This window comes from Erwinia aeris (assembly GCF_041224955.1).
Classification (GTDB): domain Bacteria; phylum Pseudomonadota; class Gammaproteobacteria; order Enterobacterales; family Enterobacteriaceae; genus Erwinia; species Erwinia aeris.
Window position 1 is genome coordinate 377,216 of record NZ_JBGFFX010000002.1, and the last position, 20,053, is coordinate 397,268.

At 56.6% G+C, this 20,053-nt stretch carries 18 protein-coding genes; 1 reads left to right on the plus strand and 17 read right to left on the minus strand.

The features are described from left to right. The 17 genes from pal to sdhC all read right to left on the minus strand — a co-directional run bounded on the left by pal (position 1) and on the right by sdhC (position 18,143). The gene (pal, locus tag AB6T85_RS05455; protein ID WP_253454868.1) at positions 1-531 is read right to left on the minus strand and encodes a peptidoglycan-associated lipoprotein Pal; all 531 of its coding nucleotides are present in this window, start codon (positions 529-531) and stop codon (positions 1-3) included. Positions 532-573: 42 nt separating this feature from the next. Beyond that, a complete protein-coding gene (tolB, locus tag AB6T85_RS05460) occupies positions 574-1,866 on the minus strand; it encodes a Tol-Pal system beta propeller repeat protein TolB (protein WP_253454869.1) in 1,293 nt (430 codons plus the stop codon). 133 nt (positions 1,867-1,999) lie between these two features. Next, complete coding sequence (gene tolA, locus AB6T85_RS05465) at positions 2,000-3,376, minus strand: cell envelope integrity protein TolA (protein ID WP_301729831.1); 1,377 nt, start codon at positions 3,374-3,376, stop codon at positions 2,000-2,002. A gap of 26 nt (positions 3,377-3,402) precedes the next feature. Beyond that, complete coding sequence (gene tolR / locus AB6T85_RS05470; RefSeq protein WP_125288616.1) at positions 3,403-3,831, minus strand: colicin uptake protein TolR; 429 nt, start codon at positions 3,829-3,831, stop codon at positions 3,403-3,405. Positions 3,832-3,840: 9 nt separating this feature from the next. Further along, the gene (gene tolQ, locus AB6T85_RS05475) at positions 3,841-4,518 is read right to left on the minus strand and encodes a Tol-Pal system protein TolQ (protein WP_253454872.1); all 678 of its coding nucleotides are present in this window, start codon (positions 4,516-4,518) and stop codon (positions 3,841-3,843) included. Positions 4,519-4,523: 5 nt separating this feature from the next. After that, positions 4,524-4,919, minus strand: a complete 396-nt coding sequence (gene ybgC, locus AB6T85_RS05480; RefSeq protein WP_301289557.1) for a tol-pal system-associated acyl-CoA thioesterase — start codon at positions 4,917-4,919, stop codon at positions 4,524-4,526. A 276-nt stretch (positions 4,920-5,195) separates the two neighbouring features. Further along, positions 5,196-5,291, minus strand: coding sequence for a cytochrome bd-I oxidase subunit CydX (gene cydX / locus AB6T85_RS05485; RefSeq protein ID WP_253454874.1), 96 nt, complete (start codon positions 5,289-5,291; stop codon positions 5,196-5,198). 15 nt (positions 5,292-5,306) lie between these two features. Beyond that, positions 5,307-6,446, minus strand: a complete 1,140-nt coding sequence (gene cydB, locus AB6T85_RS05490; protein ID WP_301729833.1) for a cytochrome d ubiquinol oxidase subunit II — start codon at positions 6,444-6,446, stop codon at positions 5,307-5,309. A 2-nt stretch (positions 6,447-6,448) separates the two neighbouring features. Then, positions 6,449-8,008, minus strand: a complete 1,560-nt coding sequence (cydA, locus tag AB6T85_RS05495; RefSeq protein WP_369894976.1) for a cytochrome ubiquinol oxidase subunit I — start codon at positions 8,006-8,008, stop codon at positions 6,449-6,451. Between the two features lie 561 nt (positions 8,009-8,569). Further along, a complete protein-coding gene (sucD, locus tag AB6T85_RS05500; RefSeq protein ID WP_125288610.1) occupies positions 8,570-9,442 on the minus strand; it encodes a succinate--CoA ligase subunit alpha in 873 nt (290 codons plus the stop codon). Continuing rightward, positions 9,442-10,608, minus strand: coding sequence for an ADP-forming succinate--CoA ligase subunit beta (gene sucC / locus AB6T85_RS05505; protein ID WP_301253167.1), 1,167 nt, complete (start codon positions 10,606-10,608; stop codon positions 9,442-9,444). The genes sucD and sucC overlap by 1 nt, the downstream gene beginning before the upstream one ends. 106 nt (positions 10,609-10,714) lie before the next feature. Continuing rightward, the gene (odhB, locus tag AB6T85_RS05510) at positions 10,715-11,929 is read right to left on the minus strand and encodes a 2-oxoglutarate dehydrogenase complex dihydrolipoyllysine-residue succinyltransferase (protein ID WP_253454877.1); all 1,215 of its coding nucleotides are present in this window, start codon (positions 11,927-11,929) and stop codon (positions 10,715-10,717) included. Positions 11,930-11,943: 14 nt separating this feature from the next. Then, positions 11,944-14,751: a 2-oxoglutarate dehydrogenase E1 component gene (gene sucA, locus AB6T85_RS05515; RefSeq protein WP_253454878.1), complete on the minus strand. Its 2,808-nt coding sequence runs from the start codon at positions 14,749-14,751 to the stop codon at positions 11,944-11,946. A 159-nt stretch (positions 14,752-14,910) separates the two neighbouring features. Further along, on the minus strand, positions 14,911-15,627 hold the full coding sequence (locus AB6T85_RS05520; protein ID WP_253454879.1) for a succinate dehydrogenase iron-sulfur subunit: 717 nt from the start codon (positions 15,625-15,627) through the stop codon (positions 14,911-14,913). 15 nt (positions 15,628-15,642) lie between these two features. Continuing rightward, positions 15,643-17,409 carry a succinate dehydrogenase flavoprotein subunit gene (gene sdhA / locus AB6T85_RS05525; RefSeq protein WP_253454880.1) on the minus strand — a complete coding sequence of 589 codons (1,767 nt, stop codon included), beginning with the start codon at positions 17,407-17,409 and terminating at the stop codon, positions 15,643-15,645. Positions 17,410-17,412: 3 nt separating this feature from the next. After that, entirely contained in the window at positions 17,413-17,760 is a 348-nt protein-coding gene (gene sdhD, locus AB6T85_RS05530) for a succinate dehydrogenase membrane anchor subunit (protein ID WP_125288605.1), read from the minus strand. Then, the gene (gene sdhC, locus AB6T85_RS05535) at positions 17,754-18,143 is read right to left on the minus strand and encodes a succinate dehydrogenase cytochrome b556 subunit (RefSeq protein ID WP_253454881.1); all 390 of its coding nucleotides are present in this window, start codon (positions 18,141-18,143) and stop codon (positions 17,754-17,756) included. The genes sdhD and sdhC overlap by 7 nt, the downstream gene beginning before the upstream one ends. Before the next feature lie 607 nt (positions 18,144-18,750). Between sdhC and AB6T85_RS05540 the strand changes: the two genes are divergently transcribed. After that, on the plus strand, positions 18,751-20,031 hold the full coding sequence (locus AB6T85_RS05540; RefSeq protein ID WP_253454882.1) for a citrate synthase: 1,281 nt from the start codon (positions 18,751-18,753) through the stop codon (positions 20,029-20,031). Positions 20,032-20,053 lie beyond the last annotated feature (22 nt).

Sequence of the window (20,053 nt, forward strand, 5' to 3'; positions counted from 1 at the left end):
TTAGTATACCAGTACGGCACGACGGTTTTTGGCGTAAGCCGATTCGTCGTGGCCCAGTACGGCTGGCTTCTCTTTACCGTAAGAAACGATAGAGATCTGGTCAGCAGAAACGCCTTTGCCCTGCAGGTACATTTTAACGGCAGTAGCACGACGCTCGCCCAGGGCGATGTTGTACTCTGGCGTACCACGCTCATCCGCATGACCTTCTACAGTCACTTTGTAAGACGGGTTGTTACGCAGGAAAGTAGCGTGCGCGTCCAGCATCTGAGCGAACTCAGACTGGATGTCATACTTGTCCAGACCGAAGTACACGATGTTGTTGCGTTGCAGCTGCTGCATCTGCAGGCGCGCCTGCTCGTCGGAGGACATATTGCCGCCGTTCATGCCGCTGTTCATGCCGCCGTTTGCGTCATCGCCCATACCCATACCGCTGGTCTGGTCGTTGTTGTTGTTTTTGTGTGAGCTACATGCAGCCACTGCGATAACTGGCAGTGCCAGCATTAAGCCTTTCAGCACTTTATTCAGTTGCATTTCTACAATCCTATTATTGTTTGCCATACATATTTATATGCATCACAGATACGGCGACCAGGCAGGTGATTTTACCTGTCCATCAGTAGCCGGAAGACGCGCTTTGAAACGACCGTCGGTCGACACCAGCTGCAGTACGGATCCCATGCCTTGAGTAGCGCTGTAGATAACCATAGTGCCGTTTGGCGCGAGGCTCGGCGTTTCATCCAGGAACGTGTCCGTTAATTGTTGAACGGCTCCCGTTTCCAGATCTTGTCTGGCGATATGTTGCGCACCGCCGTTGGTGCTTACCATCACCAGAGATTTTCCATCGGTGCTGACATCGGCGTTCTGATTCTGAGAGCCTTCCCAGGTCAGACGCTGCGGCGCGCCGCCGTTTACACCAATTTTATAGATTTGTGGACGACCGGCCTGATCCGAGGTATAGGCCAGCGTCTGGCTGTCCGGGAACCAGGTAGGTTCAGTGCTGTTATAGCGGCCGTCGGTGATCTGACGCATCTGGCCTGAACCTAAGTCCATCACGTAAAGATTCATGCTGCCGGATTTCGACAGGGTGAACGCCAGCTTGCTGCCGTCAGGCGAGAACGCAGGCGCGCCGTTATGACGAGGGAAAGAAGCAACCTGGCGGATAGCGCCGTTGGCCAGCGTCTGGATCACCAGCGCCGATTTGCCGCTTTCAAAGGTCACATAGGCCAGCTTGCTGCCATCTTTCGACCAGGCCGGAGACATCAGCGGCTCAGGCGAACGGTGCACCACAAACTGGTTATAGCCGTCATAGTCGGATACGCGCAGCTCATACGGGAACTGGCCGCCGTTGGTCTGCACCACATAGGCGATACGGGTACGGAACGCGCCTTTGATGCCGGTCAGCTTTTCAAAGCTTTCATCGCTGGCCGTATGCGCCGCGTAGCGCAACCATTGTTTAGTCACCTTGTACTGATTCTGCGCCAGCACGGTGCCCGGATTACCGGAGGTATCCACCAGCTGATAAGAAACGGTATAGCTGCCGTCGGCGCCAGGCTGGATCTGCCCGACCACCACCGCATCAATACCCAGCGCGGTCCATGCAGCAGGCTGCACTTCCGCTGCGGTGCCTGGCTGCTGTGGCAGACGAGCGCGATCCAGCGGATTGAATTTGCCGCTGTTGCGTAAATCCGCCGCCACAATGCCGCCAATATCTTCCGGGGCTGCGCCCGGGCCAGCCCATTTAAACGGGACTACGCCGATAGGACGTGCGGTGTTAACGCCCTGGGTAATCTCGATGCGAACTTCTGCATGCGCCATAGCGACAAACAGCATCAGGAAACTTAGTGCTACTCGTAATGCCTGCTTCATCTTCTCTCCCTTACCTGAACGCTACGTCCACGATAATTAGCAGTGTTTCAACAAACCAATGGTGCATTTATAGAGTACGGCAAGTTGACCATAGTTCAACCTGCCGCGTCCTGGCATCTTCTTACAGCTAATCTTACGGTTTGAAGATTAACGTAGCCTCTTTCACCGCCTGATACACATCCGTGCTTGGCGGTTTTGGGATCCTCGCCATGCGGGCAGCGTTAATAGCCGCCTGACACAGCGCCGGATCGCCGCCTGCCGGGGTGGCCGAAATCAACAGCCCGTCCGGCGCCAGCTTGATATGCACGTTACAGGTGCGTCCTTTAAACGTATCCGCGTCATAAAACTTGCTCTGGATAGCGCTCTGTACCTGGCCAAGGTAGCTGTCGATAGCGGCGCCGGAGGCACCCGATTTCTTCTGGTTGCCCTGCCCCGCCGCGCCCGCGCCGCCGGTTTTACCCTCTTTTGGCGCGTTCTTGCCGGAGGTCAGGCCGCCCAGCAGGTCGTCGACGTCGCTGCTCTCTTTAGCCGCTTCCGCCGCGGCTTTCTTCTTCGCATCGGCCGCCGCTTTCGCTTTTGCGGCTGCGTCCGCTTTGGCTTTTGCCGCCGCTTCGGCCTTCGCTTTCGCCGCCGCTTCGGCTTTCTCTTTTGCTTCCTCAGCCGCTTTTGCCTTCGCCGCCTCGGCCGCTTTTTCTTTGGCTTCTTTCGCCTGCTGCGCCGCTTTCTCTTTGGCTTCTTCGGCGGCTTTCTCTTTCGCCGCCTTCGCTTCGGCAGCAGCCTGGGCTTTCGCATCGGCCTGCGCTTTGGCTTTTGCCTCCTGCGCCGCTTTCACTTTAGCCGCCTGCGCCGCCGCGGCCGCTTTTTCTTCCGCTTCTTTTTTAGCATCCGCCGCGGCTTTTTTCGCTTCGGCTTCCGCTTTCTTCTGCGCGTCCGCCGCGGCTTTCGCCTGCGTATCGGCCTGCGCTTTGGCATCCGCCTGGGCTTTGGCTTTCGCTTCTGCCGCCGCGGCCGCTTTGGCATCCGCCTGGGCTTTGGCTTTCGCCTCTGCCTGCGCCGCGGCCTGCTGCTCGGCCGCCTGCTTCGCCGCTTCCTCAGCTTTTTGCTGTTCTGCGGCCTGCTTCGCGGCCTCTTCCGCTTTCTTCTGTTCCGCAGCCTGCGCCGCTTCCTGCTTCGCCTCCAGCCGCTCTTTTTCCAGCGCTTTCAGACGCTGCTGTTCCGCAGCCTGCTTCTGCTGTAGCTCTTCCGCCTGCTGCTTCGCCTGCTTTTGACGCTGCTGCTCGGCGCGCTGGCTGTCGCTCTGCTGATTCTGCTGGCGGTTGTACTGCTCGACGATAGCGCCAGGATCGACCATGACGGCATCAATGTCGCTACCCCCGCCGCCGCCGCTGCTGGCGTCGATATGTTCGTCAAACGAGCTCCAGATCAGTAACGCAATCAGAAAGATATGCAGGATCACTGAAATGATGATGGCGCGTTTTAACTTATCGTTCTGTTCGGTTACCTTCGACACTTTCGATTCCCAAAAACGGTCCGAAATTAAATCGGCTGCGTCATTAATCCAACCGACTTCACGCCCGCCTGATGCAGCAGGTTCAGCGCCTTGATGATCTCATCGTAAGGCACCTCTTTCGCGCCGCCGATCAGAAACACCGTCTTCGGATTCGCTTCGATACGGCGCTGCGCTTCAGCGACGACCTGCTCCGGCGGCAGCTGTTCCATGCGATCGTGATCGACCACCAGGGTGTATTGTCCCACGCCCGCCACTTCAACAATCACCGGCGGATTATCGTCGCTGGACACCGTTTTGGAATCCGTGGCGTCCGGCAGATCCACCTCTACGCTCTGGGTGATAATCGGCGCCGTCGCCATAAAGATCAGCAGCAGTACCAGCAGAACGTCGAGCAGCGGAACAATATTGATTTCGGACTTCAGGTCGCGTTTACGGCGACCGCGCGTTCTGGCCATAGGTCACTCCTACCTGCTGTTCTCGCTGGAGAAAGCCTGACGGTGCAGAATAGCGGTGAACTCTTCCATAAAGTTATCGTAATTCTGCTCCAGCTTGTTCACGCGCTGGTTGAGGCGGTTATACGCCATAACTGCCGGAATAGCGGCAAACAGACCGATAGCGGTCGCGATCAGCGCTTCGGCAATCCCCGGCGCCACCATCTGCAGCGTGGCCTGTTTTACCGCGCCCAGCGCGATAAAGGCGTGCATGATGCCCCAGACCGTACCGAACAGGCCGATGTAAGGACTGATCGAGCCAACCGTGCCCAGGAAAGGAATATGGTTTTCCAGCGCTTCCAGCTCACGGTTCAGCGAGATGCGCATGGCGCGCGTTGCGCCTTCCACCACCGCTTCCGGCGCGTGGTTGTTGGCACGATGCAACCGGGCGAACTCTTTAAAGCCGGCATAGAAAATTTGTTCAGATCCGGCCAGCTCATCACGGCGCGCCTGGCTTTCCTGATACAGGCGCGACAGCTCAATGCCCGACCAGAATTTGTCTTCAAACGCGTCGGCTTCACGGCCCGCCGCATTCAGAATACGGGTGCGCTGAATAATGATTGCCCAGGAGGCAACAGAAAAGCCAATCAAAATCAACATGATAAGTTTGACCAGAAGGCTCGCCTTCAGGAACAAATCAAGAACGTTCATGTCAGTCACTGCTTGAACTCCGCGACAATAGACTTGGGAAGCGCAATGGGCTTCATCAGATGTGGATTGATGCAGGCGATCAGGACTTCGGCTTCATTCAGCGTCCGGCCTTCTGCATTAACAATACGTTGTGCGAATGTCATGGTCGTTCTGGTCATGTTGACGACCTCGCTCTGCACCTCAAGAAGTTCATCAAGACGCGCGGCGGCCAGGTAATCAACCGTGAGACGACGCACGACAAAACCGACCTGCTGTTCCAGCAGCGTCTGTTGACTGAAATGGTGCTGGCGCAGCATCTCGGTTCGTGCCCGTTCATAAAAAGCGACATAGCTGGCATGGTAAACCACGCCACCGGCGTCGGTGTCTTCATAGTAGACACGCACCGGCCATCGAAAAAGCATTGTACTCACTCTACATCCCGGTATAACTTTTTAAACGTTGCTACTATACGCAAGAGCATACGCCTTTGGAATGGATTGCCAGAGGCTAAACAAAATAATTATCTTCCGGAAACAATTATGTGGATTTAGGGAGAAATCTTAAACGTTTACTGACATAACCCAGGGCTGAAAAAAGCCGGGTTAACGAAGGAGAGCAGCGGCGACGAGCAGGAAAAACGGACCGGCGAACCGATCCGTTATTATCCCGCTTTTATTACGGCAGGCAGTAAAATTCTTTTATGCGCGCTTATCGAGATGTTCGATAGCCAGCGCGGTAATCACCCCGATGGCGCAGGCCAGCAGCGTGCCGAGGATCCAGGCAAAATACCACATCGTTCTGCTCCTTAATCAGTAAAGGGAATGCGTGTTGGCTTCTATCTGCGCGCGCGTGATGCGGCCAAACATTTTGTAGTAGCACCAGCTGGTGTAAATCAGAATAAGCGGCACAAAGATCGCGGCCGTAACGGTCATGATTTTCAGCGTCAGCAGGCTGGAAGTGGCGTCCCACATGGTCAGGCTATGGTTCATCATGCTGCTGGAAGGCATCACAAACGGGAACATCGCCACGCCCGCCGTCAGGATCACGCAGGCTACCGTCAGCGAAGAGCAAAGAAACGCCCAGCCGCCTTTATTCATCCGTGAACAGATAACGGTAAACAGCGGCAGCAGCACGCCCAGCGCCGGGATAATCCACAGCAGCGGCTGATGGGTAAAGTTTACCAGCCAGCCGCCCGCTACGCGGGTCACTTCTTTCGCCAGCGGATTGGAAGCCGCATTGTGATCCAGCGTGGACACCAGCTGATAGCCTTCAATGCCGTACTTCACCCAAATACCGGCCAGCACGAAGCCCGCCATCATCACCAGCGTGGCGATCTGCGCGATCGTTTTGGATCTGAGATGCAGCTCACCCGTGGTGCGCATTTGCAGGTAAGTGGCGCCCTGAGTCAGGATCATGGTGACGCTGACCACGCCTGCCAGCAGCGCAAACGGGTTCAGCAGCTGGAAGAAGCTGCCGGTGTAGAACAGACGCAGATATTCATCGGCATAGAAAGGCACGCCCTGTAACAGATTGCCAAACGCCACGCCAATAACCAGCGGCGGCACAAAGCTGCCGATAAAAATGCCCCAGTCCCACATGCCGCGCCAGCGCGGATTTTCTATTTTGGAGCGGTAGTCGAATCCTACCGGCCGGAAAAACAGCGAGGCCAGCACCAGCATCATCGCCACATAAAAGCCGGAAAAGGCGGCGGCGTAGACCATCGGCCAGGCGGCAAACAGCGCGCCGCCTGCGGTGATAAGCCATACCTGATTGCCGTCCCAGTGCGGCGCGATGGTGTTGATCATAATACGGCGCTCAACGTCGTTGCGGCCAATCAGACGGCCAAGCATCCCAACGCCCATATCAAACCCGTCGGTAACCGCGAAGCCGATCAGCAGCACGCCAATCAGTACCCACCAGACGAAACGCAACAGTTCATAGGTGATCATGGTTAAACTCCTGTTCCGGTGGCCTGTTCAAAGTGATAACGCCCTGTTTTCAGGCTGCTTGGCCCGCGCCTGCCGAACTTAAACATCAGGTACATCTCGGCAAGCAAAAACAGCGTGTAAAGCCCGCAGATAAGCAGCAGCGAAAACAGGATTTGCCCCGTGGTCAGCGATGAGTTGGCTACGGCCGTCGGCAGCACTTCGCCAATCGCCCACGGCTGGCGGCCATATTCGGCGACAAACCAGCCGGCTTCCGCCGCAATCCACGGCAGTGGGATGCCGTACAGCGCGCATTTCAGCAGGAAGCGGCTATGACCGATGCGGTTGCGAATAACGCTCCAGAAACAGCAGAGGGTAACCAGCAGCATCAGCACGCCGCACGCCACCATGATGCGGAAAGCGAAATAGAGCGGCGCGACGCGTGGGATGGAATCCTGCGTGGCCTGACGGATCTGCGCCTCGCTGGCATCGGCTACGTTTGGCGTATAGCGTTTCAGCAGCAGCCCGTAACCCAAATCCTGCTTCGCCTGGTTAAAGGCGGCGCGTACTGCCGGATCGCTGTTGCCTTCCCGTAGCTGTTCCAGCAGCTGGTAAGCGCGCATCCCGTTGCGGATGCGGATCTCATGCTGCGCCATCAGATCTTTGATGCCGGTAACCTGTTGATCCACAGAGCGGGTAGCGATCAGGCCCAGCGCCCAGGGGATCTGAATGGCGTAGCGGTTTTGCTGCGCCTGCTGATCGGGCAGGCCGAACAGCGTAAAGGCCGCCGGCGCGGGCTGCGTTTCCCATTCCGCTTCGATAGCGGCAAGCTTGGTTTTCTGCACGTCGCCGACCACATAGCCCGACTCGTCGCCCAGCAGGATCACGGCCAGAACGGCTGCCATGCCGAAGCTGGCGGCAATAGCGAAAGAGCGCTTAGCAAAAGCGATATCGCGACCGCGCAGCAGATAGAAGGCGCTGATGCCCATAATGAACATGGCGCCGCAGGTGTAGCCTGCCGCAACGGTATGCACAAATTTGACCTGCGCCACCGGATTGAGGATCAGTTCGGAAAAGCTAACCATCTCCATGCGCATGGTTTCAAAATTGAATTCTGAGCCGACGGGATTCTGCATCCAGCCGTTCGCCACCAGGATCCACAGCGCCGACAGGTTAGAGCCTAACGCCAGCAGCCAGGTGCACGTCAGGTGCTGCACTTTACTCAGCCGATCCCAGCCGAAAAAGAACATGCCGACAAAGGTGGATTCAAGGAAAAAAGCCATCAGGCCTTCAATAGCCAGCGGCGCCCCGAATATATCGCCGACGTAATGGGAATAATAAGACCAGTTGGTGCCGAACTGGAATTCCATCGTCAGGCCGGTGGCCACGCCAAGCGCAAAGTTAATACCGAAGAGTTTCCCCCAGAATTTCGTCATATCTTTATAGATTTGTTTGCCTGACAGCACATAAACCGTTTCCATTATTGCCAGCAAAAACGCCATTCCCAGCGTTAAAGGGACAAACAGAAAATGGTACATCGCCGTTAGCGCAAACTGTAAACGCGACAGTTCGACCACATCTAACATGTTGACTCCTTGCTCCGTGCTCAGTTTTGTCCATGCGCCGGGCGGCCAGCGTATGGCGCAACAGGATCGCTCCTCATCGGGGTGACGTAACCCTGTAGGTAAGTGAATAATGTTAATGAGAAAAAATCAGCGGGCCCGCGCCGTTGCTGTTTTTGCAGGATAGAGATCGGGAAAATTTGCGATCGACACAGGAAGTCCCTTTTTATAATTAAAAGCGTAAAGCTGATTTTTTGACGCAGAGCAATTTAATCCCAAAGCTGATTTTTAGCCAGCCTCCGAAGCGTAAATAACTTGCGTTTCTTTGATCGCGATTAATTAATTGCGATAAAGTAAATATGAAAGGGATTATTTTAACAAAGAGGATTATTTAATTTAATTAATATTCAATACAGAAAACAATTTTGTAATATTTACCGGCGGGGTTAATTTTATCGCGTTATTTTACAGAAAGCTTTGCATTATATTAGCTTATTAATAAGAAAGCTTAACCAATATTCCGGCATGAATGCAAAAATAAAAAAGGCTGCCCTGAGGCAGCCCTGATGAGAAGATGGATCCGGCTTACTGCGGCAGAACCGCTTTCACCGCATCGCCGATATCGGCCAGGCTGCGCACGGTTTTCACGCCGGCCGCTTCCAGCGCCGCGAACTTCTCGTCCGCCGTGCCTTTACCGCCTGCGATAATCGCGCCCGCGTGGCCCATACGCTTGCCTTTCGGCGCGGTAACGCCTGCGATATAGCCGACAACCGGCTTGGTCACGTGCTCTTTGATAAAGGCGGCGGCTTCTTCTTCCGCACTGCCGCCGATCTCGCCGATCATGACGATCGCTTCAGTCTGCGGATCGTCCTGGAACAGTTTCAGGATATCGATAAAGTTAGAGCCAGGGATCGGGTCGCCGCCGATGCCCACGCAGGTGGACTGGCCGTAACCGATATCGGTAGTCTGCTTCACGGCTTCATAGGTCAGCGTGCCGGAACGGGACACGATGCCGATACGGCCTGGCTTATGAATGTGGCCCGGCATGATGCCGATTTTGCATTCGCCTGGGGTGATAACGCCAGGGCAGTTCGGGCCAATCATACGCACGCCCGCTTCATCCAGCTTCACCTTCACGGTCAGCATATCCAGCGTCGGGATACCTTCGGTGATGGTGATAATCAGTTTGATGCCCGCGTCGATCGCTTCCAGGATGCCGTCTTTGCAGAACGGCGCCGGAACGTAAATTACGGAGGCGGTGGCGCCAGTGGCTTCTACCGCTTCACGCACGGTATTAAAAACCGGCAGGCCCAGATGCTCGGTGCCGCCTTTGCCTGGCGTTACGCCGCCAACCAGCTGGGTGCCGTAAGCCAGCGCCTGCTCGGAGTGGAAAGTGCCCTGTCCGCCGGTGAAGCCCTGGCAGATTACCTTGGTGTTTTTATCGATCAGAATGGACATTATTTACCCTCCGCTGCGGCAACAACGCGCTGCGCCGCGTCGCTCAGGCTGGTTGCTGCAATAATATTCAGGCCGCTGTCCGCCAGTTTCTGCGCGCCCAGCTCGGCATTGTTTCCTTCCAGACGCACCACGACCGGCACGTTAACACCCACTTCCGCTACCGCGCCGATGATGCCGTCAGCAATCAGGTCGCAGCGGACGATGCCGCCGAAGATGTTGACGAAGACGGCCTTCACCGCGTCGTCAGAAAGGATGATTTTGAACGCTTCGGTCACGCGCTCTTTGGTGGCGCCGCCGCCAACGTCCAGGAAGTTAGCCGGCTGGCCGCCGCTCAGCTTCACGATGTCCATGGTGCCCATCGCCAGGCCTGCGCCGTTAACCATACAGCCGATATTACCTTCCAGCGCCACGTAGTTCAGTTCCCACTGCGCAGCGTGCGCTTCGCGGGAGTCTTCCTGGCTTGGATCGCGCATTTCACGCAGCTCCGGCTGGCGGAACAGCGCGTTGCCGTCTGCGCCCAGCTTGCCGTCCAGGCAGATCAGATCGCCCTGCCTGGTGATCACCAGCGGGTTGATTTCGACCAGCGCCAGATCGCGCTCCAGGAACATGGTCGCCAGACCCATAAAGATTTTGGTGAACTGACCAACCTGTTTGCCGGTCAGGCCCAGTTTGAACGCCAGCTCGCGGCCCTGATAAGGCTGCGGGCCGGTTAACGGATCCAGCGCCATTTTGTGGATCAGATGCGGCGTCTCTTCCGCCACTTTTTCAATTTCCACGCCGCCTTCGGTCGAGGCCATAAAGACTACGCGACGGGTGCCGCGATCCACGACCGCGCCCAGGTAAAGTTCCTGATCGATGTCGGTTGCCGCTTCCACCAGGATCTGGTTGACCGGCTGACCGTTAGCGTCGGTCTGGTAAGTGGTCAGACGCTTGCCCAGCCAGTGCTCGGCAAATGCGCGGATCTCTTCTTTGCTTTTTACTACCTTCACGCCGCCCGCTTTACCACGGCCTCCGGCATGAACCTGACATTTCACGACCCACGGGCCAGCGCCAATTTTAGAAGCGGCTTCTTCTGCTTCGCGTGGAGTGGTGCAGGCATAGCCGACAGGTGCCGGTAAACCATACCGGCCAAACAGCTGTTTTGCCTGATATTCATGTAAGTTCATGTTGTTAATCCATCCAGTTCGGAAAAGACTTGGCCAAATCCGGCAGTATGCCAGCGCTTTGGCCACACATAGGGTTGAGCGCGGCTTTCACCGCGCCCGACAGGAATTAAACGTCCAGCAGCAGACGAGACGGATCTTCCAGCAGCTCTTTGATCGCGACCAGGAAGCTCACGGACTCTTTGCCGTCGATCAGGCGATGATCGTAAGAGAGCGCCAGATACATCATTGGCAGGATCACCACCTGACCATTGACCGCCATCGGACGATCTTTGATCGCGTGCATCCCCAGAATGGCACTCTGCGGTGGGTTGATGATCGGCGTGGACATCAGCGAGCCGAAGACGCCGCCGTTGGTAATGGTGAAGTTACCGCCGGTCAGTTCGTCTACGGTCAGCTTGCCGTCACGGCCTTTGATCGCCAGCTCTTTGATTTTTTTCTCGATATCCGCCATGCCCAGCGCATCGATATCTTTCAGCACCGGCGTAACCAGGCCGCGCGGCGTGGATACCGCGATGCTGACGTCGAAGTAGTTGTGGTAAACCACATCTTCGCCGTCGATAGAGGCGTTAACTTCCGGGAAGCGCTTCAGGGCTTCCACTACCGCTTTCAGGTAGAAGGACATAAAGCCCAGACGGATGCCGTGACGTTTTTCGAAGGCTTCGCCGTACTGCTTGCGCAGGTTCATGATCGGCTGCATGTTGACTTCGTTAAACGTGGTCAGCATCGCGGTGCTGTTTTTCGCTTCCAGCAGACGCTCGGCGATACGCTTACGCAGACGAGTCATCGGCACGCGTTTTTCGCTGCGGCCAGCCAGCGAAGGCGCGGCTTCAGCCGCTTTCGGCTCGGCGGCTTTGGCAGCTGGCGCTTTCGCCAGGTGTTTCTCTACGTCTTCACGGGTCAGACGTCCGCCCACGCCGGTGCCTTTGATCGCCGACGGCTCCAGACCGTGTTCGGCAATCAGGCGACGGATAGCCGGGCTGAGCGCGTCGTTGCTCTCTTCTTCCAGCGAGGCGCTCTGGCGCTGCGCCGGAGTAGACTCTTTCTCTTCCGTTTTGGCGGAGCTTTCTTTGCCGCCGCTGTTGCCTTCTTTCAGGCGACCCAGCGCCTGACGAGAAGTTACGGTGGCGCCTTCGTCTTCCAGAATCGCTTCCAGCACGCCGTCGGCGGAAGCAGGCACTTCCAGCACCACTTTGTCGGTTTCGATTTCTACCAGCACTTCGTCACGGCTGACCGCGTCGCCAGGTTTTTTGTGCCAGGTCGCTACGGTGGCGTCGGCGACGGATTCAGGCAGGTCGGGAACGAGAATATCTACGCTACTCATTATTTTTCCTTTAATTAATTAACGTTCAGCGCGTCATTAACCAGATCTTGCTGCTGCTGCTGGTGAACGGACATATAGCCAACTGCCGGCGAGGCCGAAGCGGGACGACCGGCGTAACGTAATGAAGCACCAAACGGCACTACCTCACGGAAATGATGCTGGCTACAGTACCAGGCACCCTGATTCAGCGGCTCTTCCTGACACCAGACAAAATCATGCACGTGCGCGTACTGCTGGAGTTTTTCCTGCACCGCTTTGTGCGGGAACGGATAGAGCTGTTCAATGCGGACGATAGCCACGTCGGTCTGCTCGTTTTTACGCCGCTTTTCCAGCAGATCGTAATAGACTTTGCCGGAGCAGAGCACCACGCGCTTAACGCCTTTTGGATCGAGATCGTCGACTTCGCCAATCGCCGGCTGGAAGCTGCCGTTAGCCAGCTCTTCCAGCGAAGAGACCGCCAGCGGATGACGCAGCAGCGATTTCGGCGACATCACCACCAGCGGACGACGCATCCCGCGCAGCGCCTGACGACGCAGCATGTGGTAAACCTGCGCCGGCGTGGAAGGCACGCAAACCTGCATGTTCTGCTCGGCGCAGAGTTGCAGATAGCGTTCCAGACGCGCGGAGGAGTGCTCCGGCCCCTGCCCTTCATAGCCGTGCGGCAGCAGCATCACCAGACCGCACATGCGGCCCCATTTCTGCTCGCCGGAGCTGATGAACTGGTCGATAACCACCTGCGCGCCGTTGGCGAAGTCGCCGAACTGCGCTTCCCAGATAGTCAGCGTGCGCGGTTCCGCCGTGGCGTAACCATATTCAAACGCCAGCACCGCTTCTTCAGAGAGCACGGAATCCCAGACGCGGAACGTGCCCTGACCGTTATGGATATGCTGTAACGGCGTATAGGTAGAGCCGTTGGCCTGGTTATGGATCACCGCGTGACGATGGAAGAAGGTGCCGCGGCCCATATCTTCGCCGGACAGACGGCACGGAATGCCTTCGTCTACCAGCGTGGCGTAGGCCAGGTTTTCCGCTGCGCCCCAGTCAAATGGCTTCTCGCCTGCGGCCATCGCGGCGCGGTCGTTGTAGATCTTGGCCACGCGCGACTGCATTTCAATCGCTTCCGGCACGGTGCTGATGCGTTTGGCCAGCGCCTGCAGGCGTTTCAGATCCAGCGTCGCCGGATAGCTTTCGTCCCACTCGTGGTTCAGGTAAGGCGACCAGGTAAAGGAGTGCAGGCTCATCGGACGCCATTCCGGCACCACGCATTCACCGGCATCCAGCGCGTCGCGATAGAGATTGACCATCTCCGTCGCGTCTTCCAGGCTGGCGACCTGTTCCGCTTCCAGACGGTCGGCGTAAAGCTTACGCGGCGTCGGATGCTTTTTGATTTTCTGGTACATCACCGGCTGCGTTGCGCTTGGCTCGTCGGCTTCGTTGTGGCCGTGGCGGCGGTAGCAAACCAGATCGATAAAGACGTCGCGCTTGAAGGTGTTACGGAAATCAAGCGCCAGGCGGGTAACAAACGCCACCGCTTCCGGATCGTCAGCGTTGACGTGGAAGATCGGCGCCAGCACCATTTTACCGATGTCGGTACAGTACTGCGTGGAGCGCGCATCCTGCGGATTAGACGTGGTGAAACCAATCTGGTTGTTGATCACGATGCGCACGGTGCCGCCAACTTCATAGCCGCGTGCCTGCGACATGTTCAGGGTTTCCTGCACCACGCCCTGGCCGGTAACGGCCGCGTCGCCGTGGATGGTGATCGGCAGCACTTTGCTGCTGCGCGGCTCGTCCAGACGATCCAGACGGGCGCGAACCGATCCCATGACTACCGGGCTGACGATTTCCAGGTGCGACGGGTTAAACGCCAGCGCCAGATGCACCATGCCGCCTTCGGTTTCCACGTCGGACGAGAAGCCCATATGGTATTTCACGTCGCCGGTGCCGAGATGCTCTTTATGCTTGCCGGAGAACTCGTCGAACAGGTCCTGCGGCTTTTTGCCCAGCACGTTGATCAGCACGTTCAGACGACCACGGTGCGCCATACCCAGCACCACTTCGCGCGTGCCGCTTTTGCCCGCGTGACGGATCATCTCGTTCAGCATCGGCACCAGCGCATCGCCGCCTTCCAGCGAGAAGCGTTTCGCGCCGGGGAATTTCGCGCCCAGATAGCGCTCCAGCCCTTCCGCAGCGGTCAGCTGTTTCAGAAAGCCTTTTTTCTCATCCGTAGAGAAAGAGGCCTGGCCCGCCACCGATTCAATGCGCTGCTGGATCCAGCGTTTCTCTTCGGTGTTGGTGATATGCATATATTCCGCGCCGATCGAGCCGCAGTAGGTTTGCTGCAGCAGGCTGAACAGATCGGCCAGCTTCATCGTATCTTTGCCGAAGGCGAAGGAACCTACGTTAAAGGTTTCCTGGAAATCGGCCTCGGTCAGATCGTGAAACGCGGGATCCAGATCCGGCACCGGCTCCTGTTTCCACAGGCCCAGCGGATCGAGATTGGCCTGCTGATGGCCACGGAAGCGGAAGGCGTTAATCAGCTGGAGCACCTTCACCTGCTTGGCGTTGGTGTCGGGATCGCTGACGGAAGAGGTATAGCGAGAGGCATCTTTCGCCAGACGCTTGAAATATTCGCGAGTGGTGGAGTGGAATTGCTCTGGCCTGACTCCGTGACCCGGAAGCTGCTGAAACAGCGTTTTCCAGGCCGCATCGACAGAGTCAGGATCGGTCAGATAGTCCTCATAGAGCTGCTCTATATAGGTCTGATTCGCGCCGGCCAGCCAGGAGGAGTCCAGCCAGGGTTTCATCGCGCTGTTCTGCATTGTGATCCCTTAAAGCATTACGCTTTTTTGTTGCCGTGATTATGTAACGGAACAGCTAAGCCCCGCGCCGCGTCAGCGGCTTGCCCTCGGCCGTGTTCCGCTTAAGCAAAACCCGGCCTGATAAAACGACCGGGAGCCAGGCTCCCGGACGGTCTGCGCTTAAGCGCTTCGCGCCAGCAGCATCGACTTGATATGGCCGATGGCGCGCGTCGGGTTCAGCCCTTTCGGACAAACGCTGACGCAGTTCATAATGCTGTGGCAGCGGAATACGCTGAACGCATCGTTAAGGTCATCCAGGCGTGCACCGGTTTCCGTATCGCGACTGTCGATCAGGAAACGGTAGGCCGCCAGCAGCCCCGCCGGCCCGATAAACTTGTCCGGGTTCCACCAGAACGACGGGCAGGAAGTGGAACAGCACGCACAAAGAATACACTCGTACAGGCCGTCCAGTTTTTCCCGCTGTTCCGGCTGCTGCAGGTGCTCGCGAGCCGGTGGATTTTGCCCATTATTCAACAGGTAAGGCTTAATTTTTTCATATTGAGTGTAGAACTGGCCCATGTCTACTACCAAATCGCGGATGACCGGCAATCCAGGCAGGGGACGGATCACAATTTTACGTTTTCCCGCGCCGAGCGCGGAAACCGGCGTAATGCAGGCCAGGCCGTTCTTACCGTTCATATTGATGCCGTCGGAGCCGCAGACGCCTTCGCGGCAGGAGCGACGGAAAGCCAGCGTCGGATCTTTCTCTTTCAGACGGATTAGCGCATCCAGCAGCATCATATCGCGCCCTTCTTCCGACTCCAGGCTATAGTCCTGCATCCGCGGCGCGTCATCGACGTCCGGGTTATAACGATAAACTGAAAATTCGATTCTCATCATATGCTCCGCGAACTAGTAGGTACGGGCTTTCGGCGGGAAAGCCGCGCGCAGTTTCGGCTCCATGTTCACCTCACGGCGAGTCATGCTTTCGCTCTGCGGCAGATAGACGCTGTGGCACAGCCAGTTTGCGTCGTCACGTTCCGGGTAATCGAAGCGGCTGTGCGCGCCACGGCTTTCCGTACGGTAGTTGGCGGCAACCGCGGTGGCGTAAGCCGTTTCCATCAGGTTATCCAGCTCCAGACACTCAATACGCTGGGTATTGAAGTCAGGCGAACGGTCGTCCAGACGGGCGCTTTTCAGCCGCTCGCGCAGGACTTTCAGCTCTTCCAGACCTTTTGCCATCGCGTCGCCTTCGCGGAATACCGAGAAGTTGTTCTGCATGCAGGTTTGCAGCGCTTTACGCAGCTCGGCAGGATCTTCGCCGGTTTCGTTATTGTTCCAGCGGTTCAGGCGCGCCAGCGAGGCGTCGATCTCTTCATCGGTAGCGTCCAGCAGCTCGCCCTGCTCCAGCATCGACTGCTGTAAATGCAGGCCAGCCGCGCGGCCAAATACCACCAGATCCAGCAGCGAGTTGCCGCCGAGACGGTTAGAGCCGTGTACGGATACGCAGGCGATTTCGCCTACGGCAAACAGACCCGGCACCACGACGTCTTCGCCCTGCTCGTTCAGCGTTATCGCCTGGCCGGTCACTTTGGTCGGAATGCCGCCCATCATATAGTGGCAGGTCGGGATAACCGGGATAGGCTCTTTGACCGGATCGACGTGGGCAAAGGTGCGGGAAAGCTCCAGGATACCCGGCAGACGCGCTTCCAGCACATCTTTACCCAGATGATCGAGCTTCAGCTTGATATGCGGGCCCCACGGGCCTTCGCAGCCGCGGCCTTCGCGGATTTCGATCATCATCGAGCGGGCAACCACGTCGCGTCCGGCCAGATCTTTGGCGTTAGGCGCGTAGCGTTCCATAAAGCGCTCGCCGTGCTTGTTCAGCAGGTAGCCGCCTTCGCCGCGACAGCCTTCCGTCACCAGCACGCCCGCGCCAGCAATGCCGGTCGGGTGGAACTGCCACATTTCCATATCCTGCACCGGCACGCCGGCGCGCAGCGCCATGCCCACGCCGTCACCGGTATTGATGTGTGCGTTGGTGGTGGACTGATAGATACGGCCTGCGCCGCCGGTCGCCAGCACGGTGGCTTTTGCTTTAAAGTAGACGACTTCGCCATCTTCGATATTCAGTGCGGTACAGCCGACCACCGCGCCGTCGGCGTTTTTCACCAGATCCAGCGCATACCACTCGGAGAAGATGGTGGTCTTGTTTTTCAGGTTCTGCTGATAGAGCGTATGCAGCAGCGCGTGGCCGGTACGGTCAGCCGCTGCCGCGGTACGTGCCGCCTGCTCGCCGCCGAAATTTTTCGACTGGCCGCCGAACGGACGCTGATAGATACGGCCATCGTCCAGACGGGAGAACGGCAGGCCCATATGCTCCAGCTCCAGAATCGCTTCCGGGCCGGTTTTGCACATATATTCAATGGCGTCCTGGTCACCGATATAGTCGGAACCTTTCACCGTGTCGTACATATGCCATTCCCAGTTGTCTTCATGACTGTTGCCCAGCGCGACGGTAATACCGCCCTGCGCGGACACGGTGTGGGAACGGGTCGGGAATACTTTAGATAACAGGGCACAGGTCTGGCCCGATTGGGAAATTTGCAGTGCGGCACGCATACCTGCACCACCTGCGCCGACTACGACGGCATCAAATTCTCTGACTGGCAACTTCATTTTTTACACACCCCACACAACGACGGTTCCATAAATCGCATAGACAAACAGCACTACCACAATCGCCATCTGCAACAGCAGACGCGTCGCCAGATGTTTGATGTAGTCTGTCAGCACCTGCCACATCCCTATCCAGCCATGCATCAGAATGGAGAACAGCGTCAGCAGCGTGAACACTTTCGTTACGGAGGAGGCAAAAAAACCGCGCCAGATGTCGTAAGTCAGCGTGTCCGTCATTACGATAAAGCCGAGGATGTAAAGGATGTAGAGCGTCATCACAATAGATGTGGCGCGCACCAGCAGCCAGTCGTGAACGCCATTGCGTCCTAATGCGGAAGCGTTGCTTAACATACGAGGACTCCAGCCAGAATTGAAAGCACGACGGTGATACCAAAGCAGATTTGCGCCGAACGCGTTCCCACCACCTGCGTCTCTGCCAGGTAGCCAAAATCCATTAACATATGACGTATCCCACCGACGGTATGGTACGCCAGCGCGGTGAGAATGCCCCACATGATGAATTTAACGAAGAAGCTTTGCATAACGGCAGACGCCTGCAAAAAGCCTTCGGGCGACGACAGCGACAGGCCCAATAACCAAAGCAGTATGCCCAAGGCAACAAACGTAATGACGCCGGACACGCGGTGGAGAATGGACGCGATTGCGGTAACGGGAAACCGGATCGTTGAGAGATCCAGGTTGACAGGTCTTTGTTTTTTCACGGTTTTGCCCACAGAGCCTTTCTTATTTTGCTTCCTCCGGTCCTGAAGGTGACAGCCAAATACATAAGCATTCGGACTGTGAACCGGCACCAAAACAGCAACATCCAGTGTTAATTGTGGCGCTAAAACGCTGGGTGGCTCCTGGTGTCAGGGTATTCCGGAGACCTGGCGGCAGTATAGGTCGATCACAATCTCATTACAATTCCCCTACAAACATCTTGGTGAAAAATAGATGGAACAGTGATCTCACTCACGTTTTTCACAAATTGTACAAATTTAATTATCTGATTTGACAAAACTTCAACATTTTTGTTACAAACTGAGCGCGAAAAGTTCTATGATGCACAAAAGTTATGGGGATACACTTTCCCCTAAGCACAAGTTATGTAACATTGGTGAGCTAAACTTATTAAGCATCAGGTTAACAAGTTACGACCATACCGAATCTTTAACAACTGCTAAACAAAGCCTGATTGTGCCCTTCCGGCCCATAGGCGCCGTCACTCTGTACCCTGCACGTAATAAGATGCCACAGAGTTGATACTGCTTACCCGCAGCGGTGGACATAACGGCGTTTCAGATGTCATAGATTCATCGACAAGGCGCTAAGGAGACTTAAATGGCTGATAAAAAAGCAACGCTTAACCTGCCCGGCGAAGACGCTATCGAACTCGACGTACTGAGCGGCACGCTAGGCCAGGAAGAGATCGATGTCCGTAGCCTCGGTTCTAAAGGTTATTTCACTTTTGACCCGGGCTTTACCTCCACCGCCTCTTGCGAATCCAAAATTACCTATATCGACGGCGACGAAGGCGTTCTGCTGCACCGTGGATACCCTATCGACCAGCTGGCGCTGCACTCTAACTACCTGGAAGTGTGCTATATCCTGCTGAATGGCGAAGCGCCAACCAAAGAGCAGTTTGAAGAGTTCAGCACTATCGTTACCCGCCACACCATGATCCACGAGCAGATCCACCATCTGTTCCGCGGCTTCCGTCGTGATTCCCATCCGATGGCGGTCATGTGCGGCGTAACCGGCGCGCTGGCGGCTTTCTATCACGATGCGATGGACGTGAATATCGAGCGTCACCGCGAAATCGCCGCTTTCCGTCTGCTGTCGAAAATGCCGACCGTGGCCGCCATGTGCTACAAGTATTCCATCGGCCAGCCGTTCGTCTATCCGCGCAACGACCTTTCCTATGCCGGTAACTTCCTGAACATGATGTTCTCTACGCCTTGCGAAGAGTACGTGGTCAACCCGGTGCTGGAACGCGCCATGGATCGTATTCTGATCCTGCACGCGGATCACGAACAGAACGCCTCCACTTCTACCGTGCGTACAGCTGGTTCTTCCGGCGCTAACCCGTTCGCCTGTATCGCTGCGGGCATCGCTTCCCTGTGGGGACCGGCGCACGGCGGCGCCAACGAAGCCTGCCTGCGTATGCTGGAAGAGATCAAAACGGTTGAGCATATCCCGGAATTCCTGCGTCGTGCGAAAGACAAGAACGACTCTTTCCGCCTGATGGGCTTCGGCCATCGCGTGTATAAGAACTACGATCCGCGCGCCACGGTGATGCGTGAAACCTGTCACGAAGTGCTGAAAGAGCTGGGCATGAAGGACGACCTGCTGGAAGTGGCCATGGAGCTGGAGCATATTGCGCTGAACGACCCGTACTTTATCGAGCGCAAACTCTATCCGAACGTCGATTTCTATTCAGGCCTGATCCTGAAAGCGATGGGTATCCCATCCTCTATGTTTACCGTTATCTTCGCCATGGCGCGTACGGTCGGCTGGATCGCCCACTGGAAAGAGATGCACGACGACGGCATTAAAATTGCCCGTCCGCGTCAGCTTTACACCGGCTACGATCAGCGCGATTTTAACTCGTTGACCAAATAAGGCTAACGTTGCTATGAGAAGC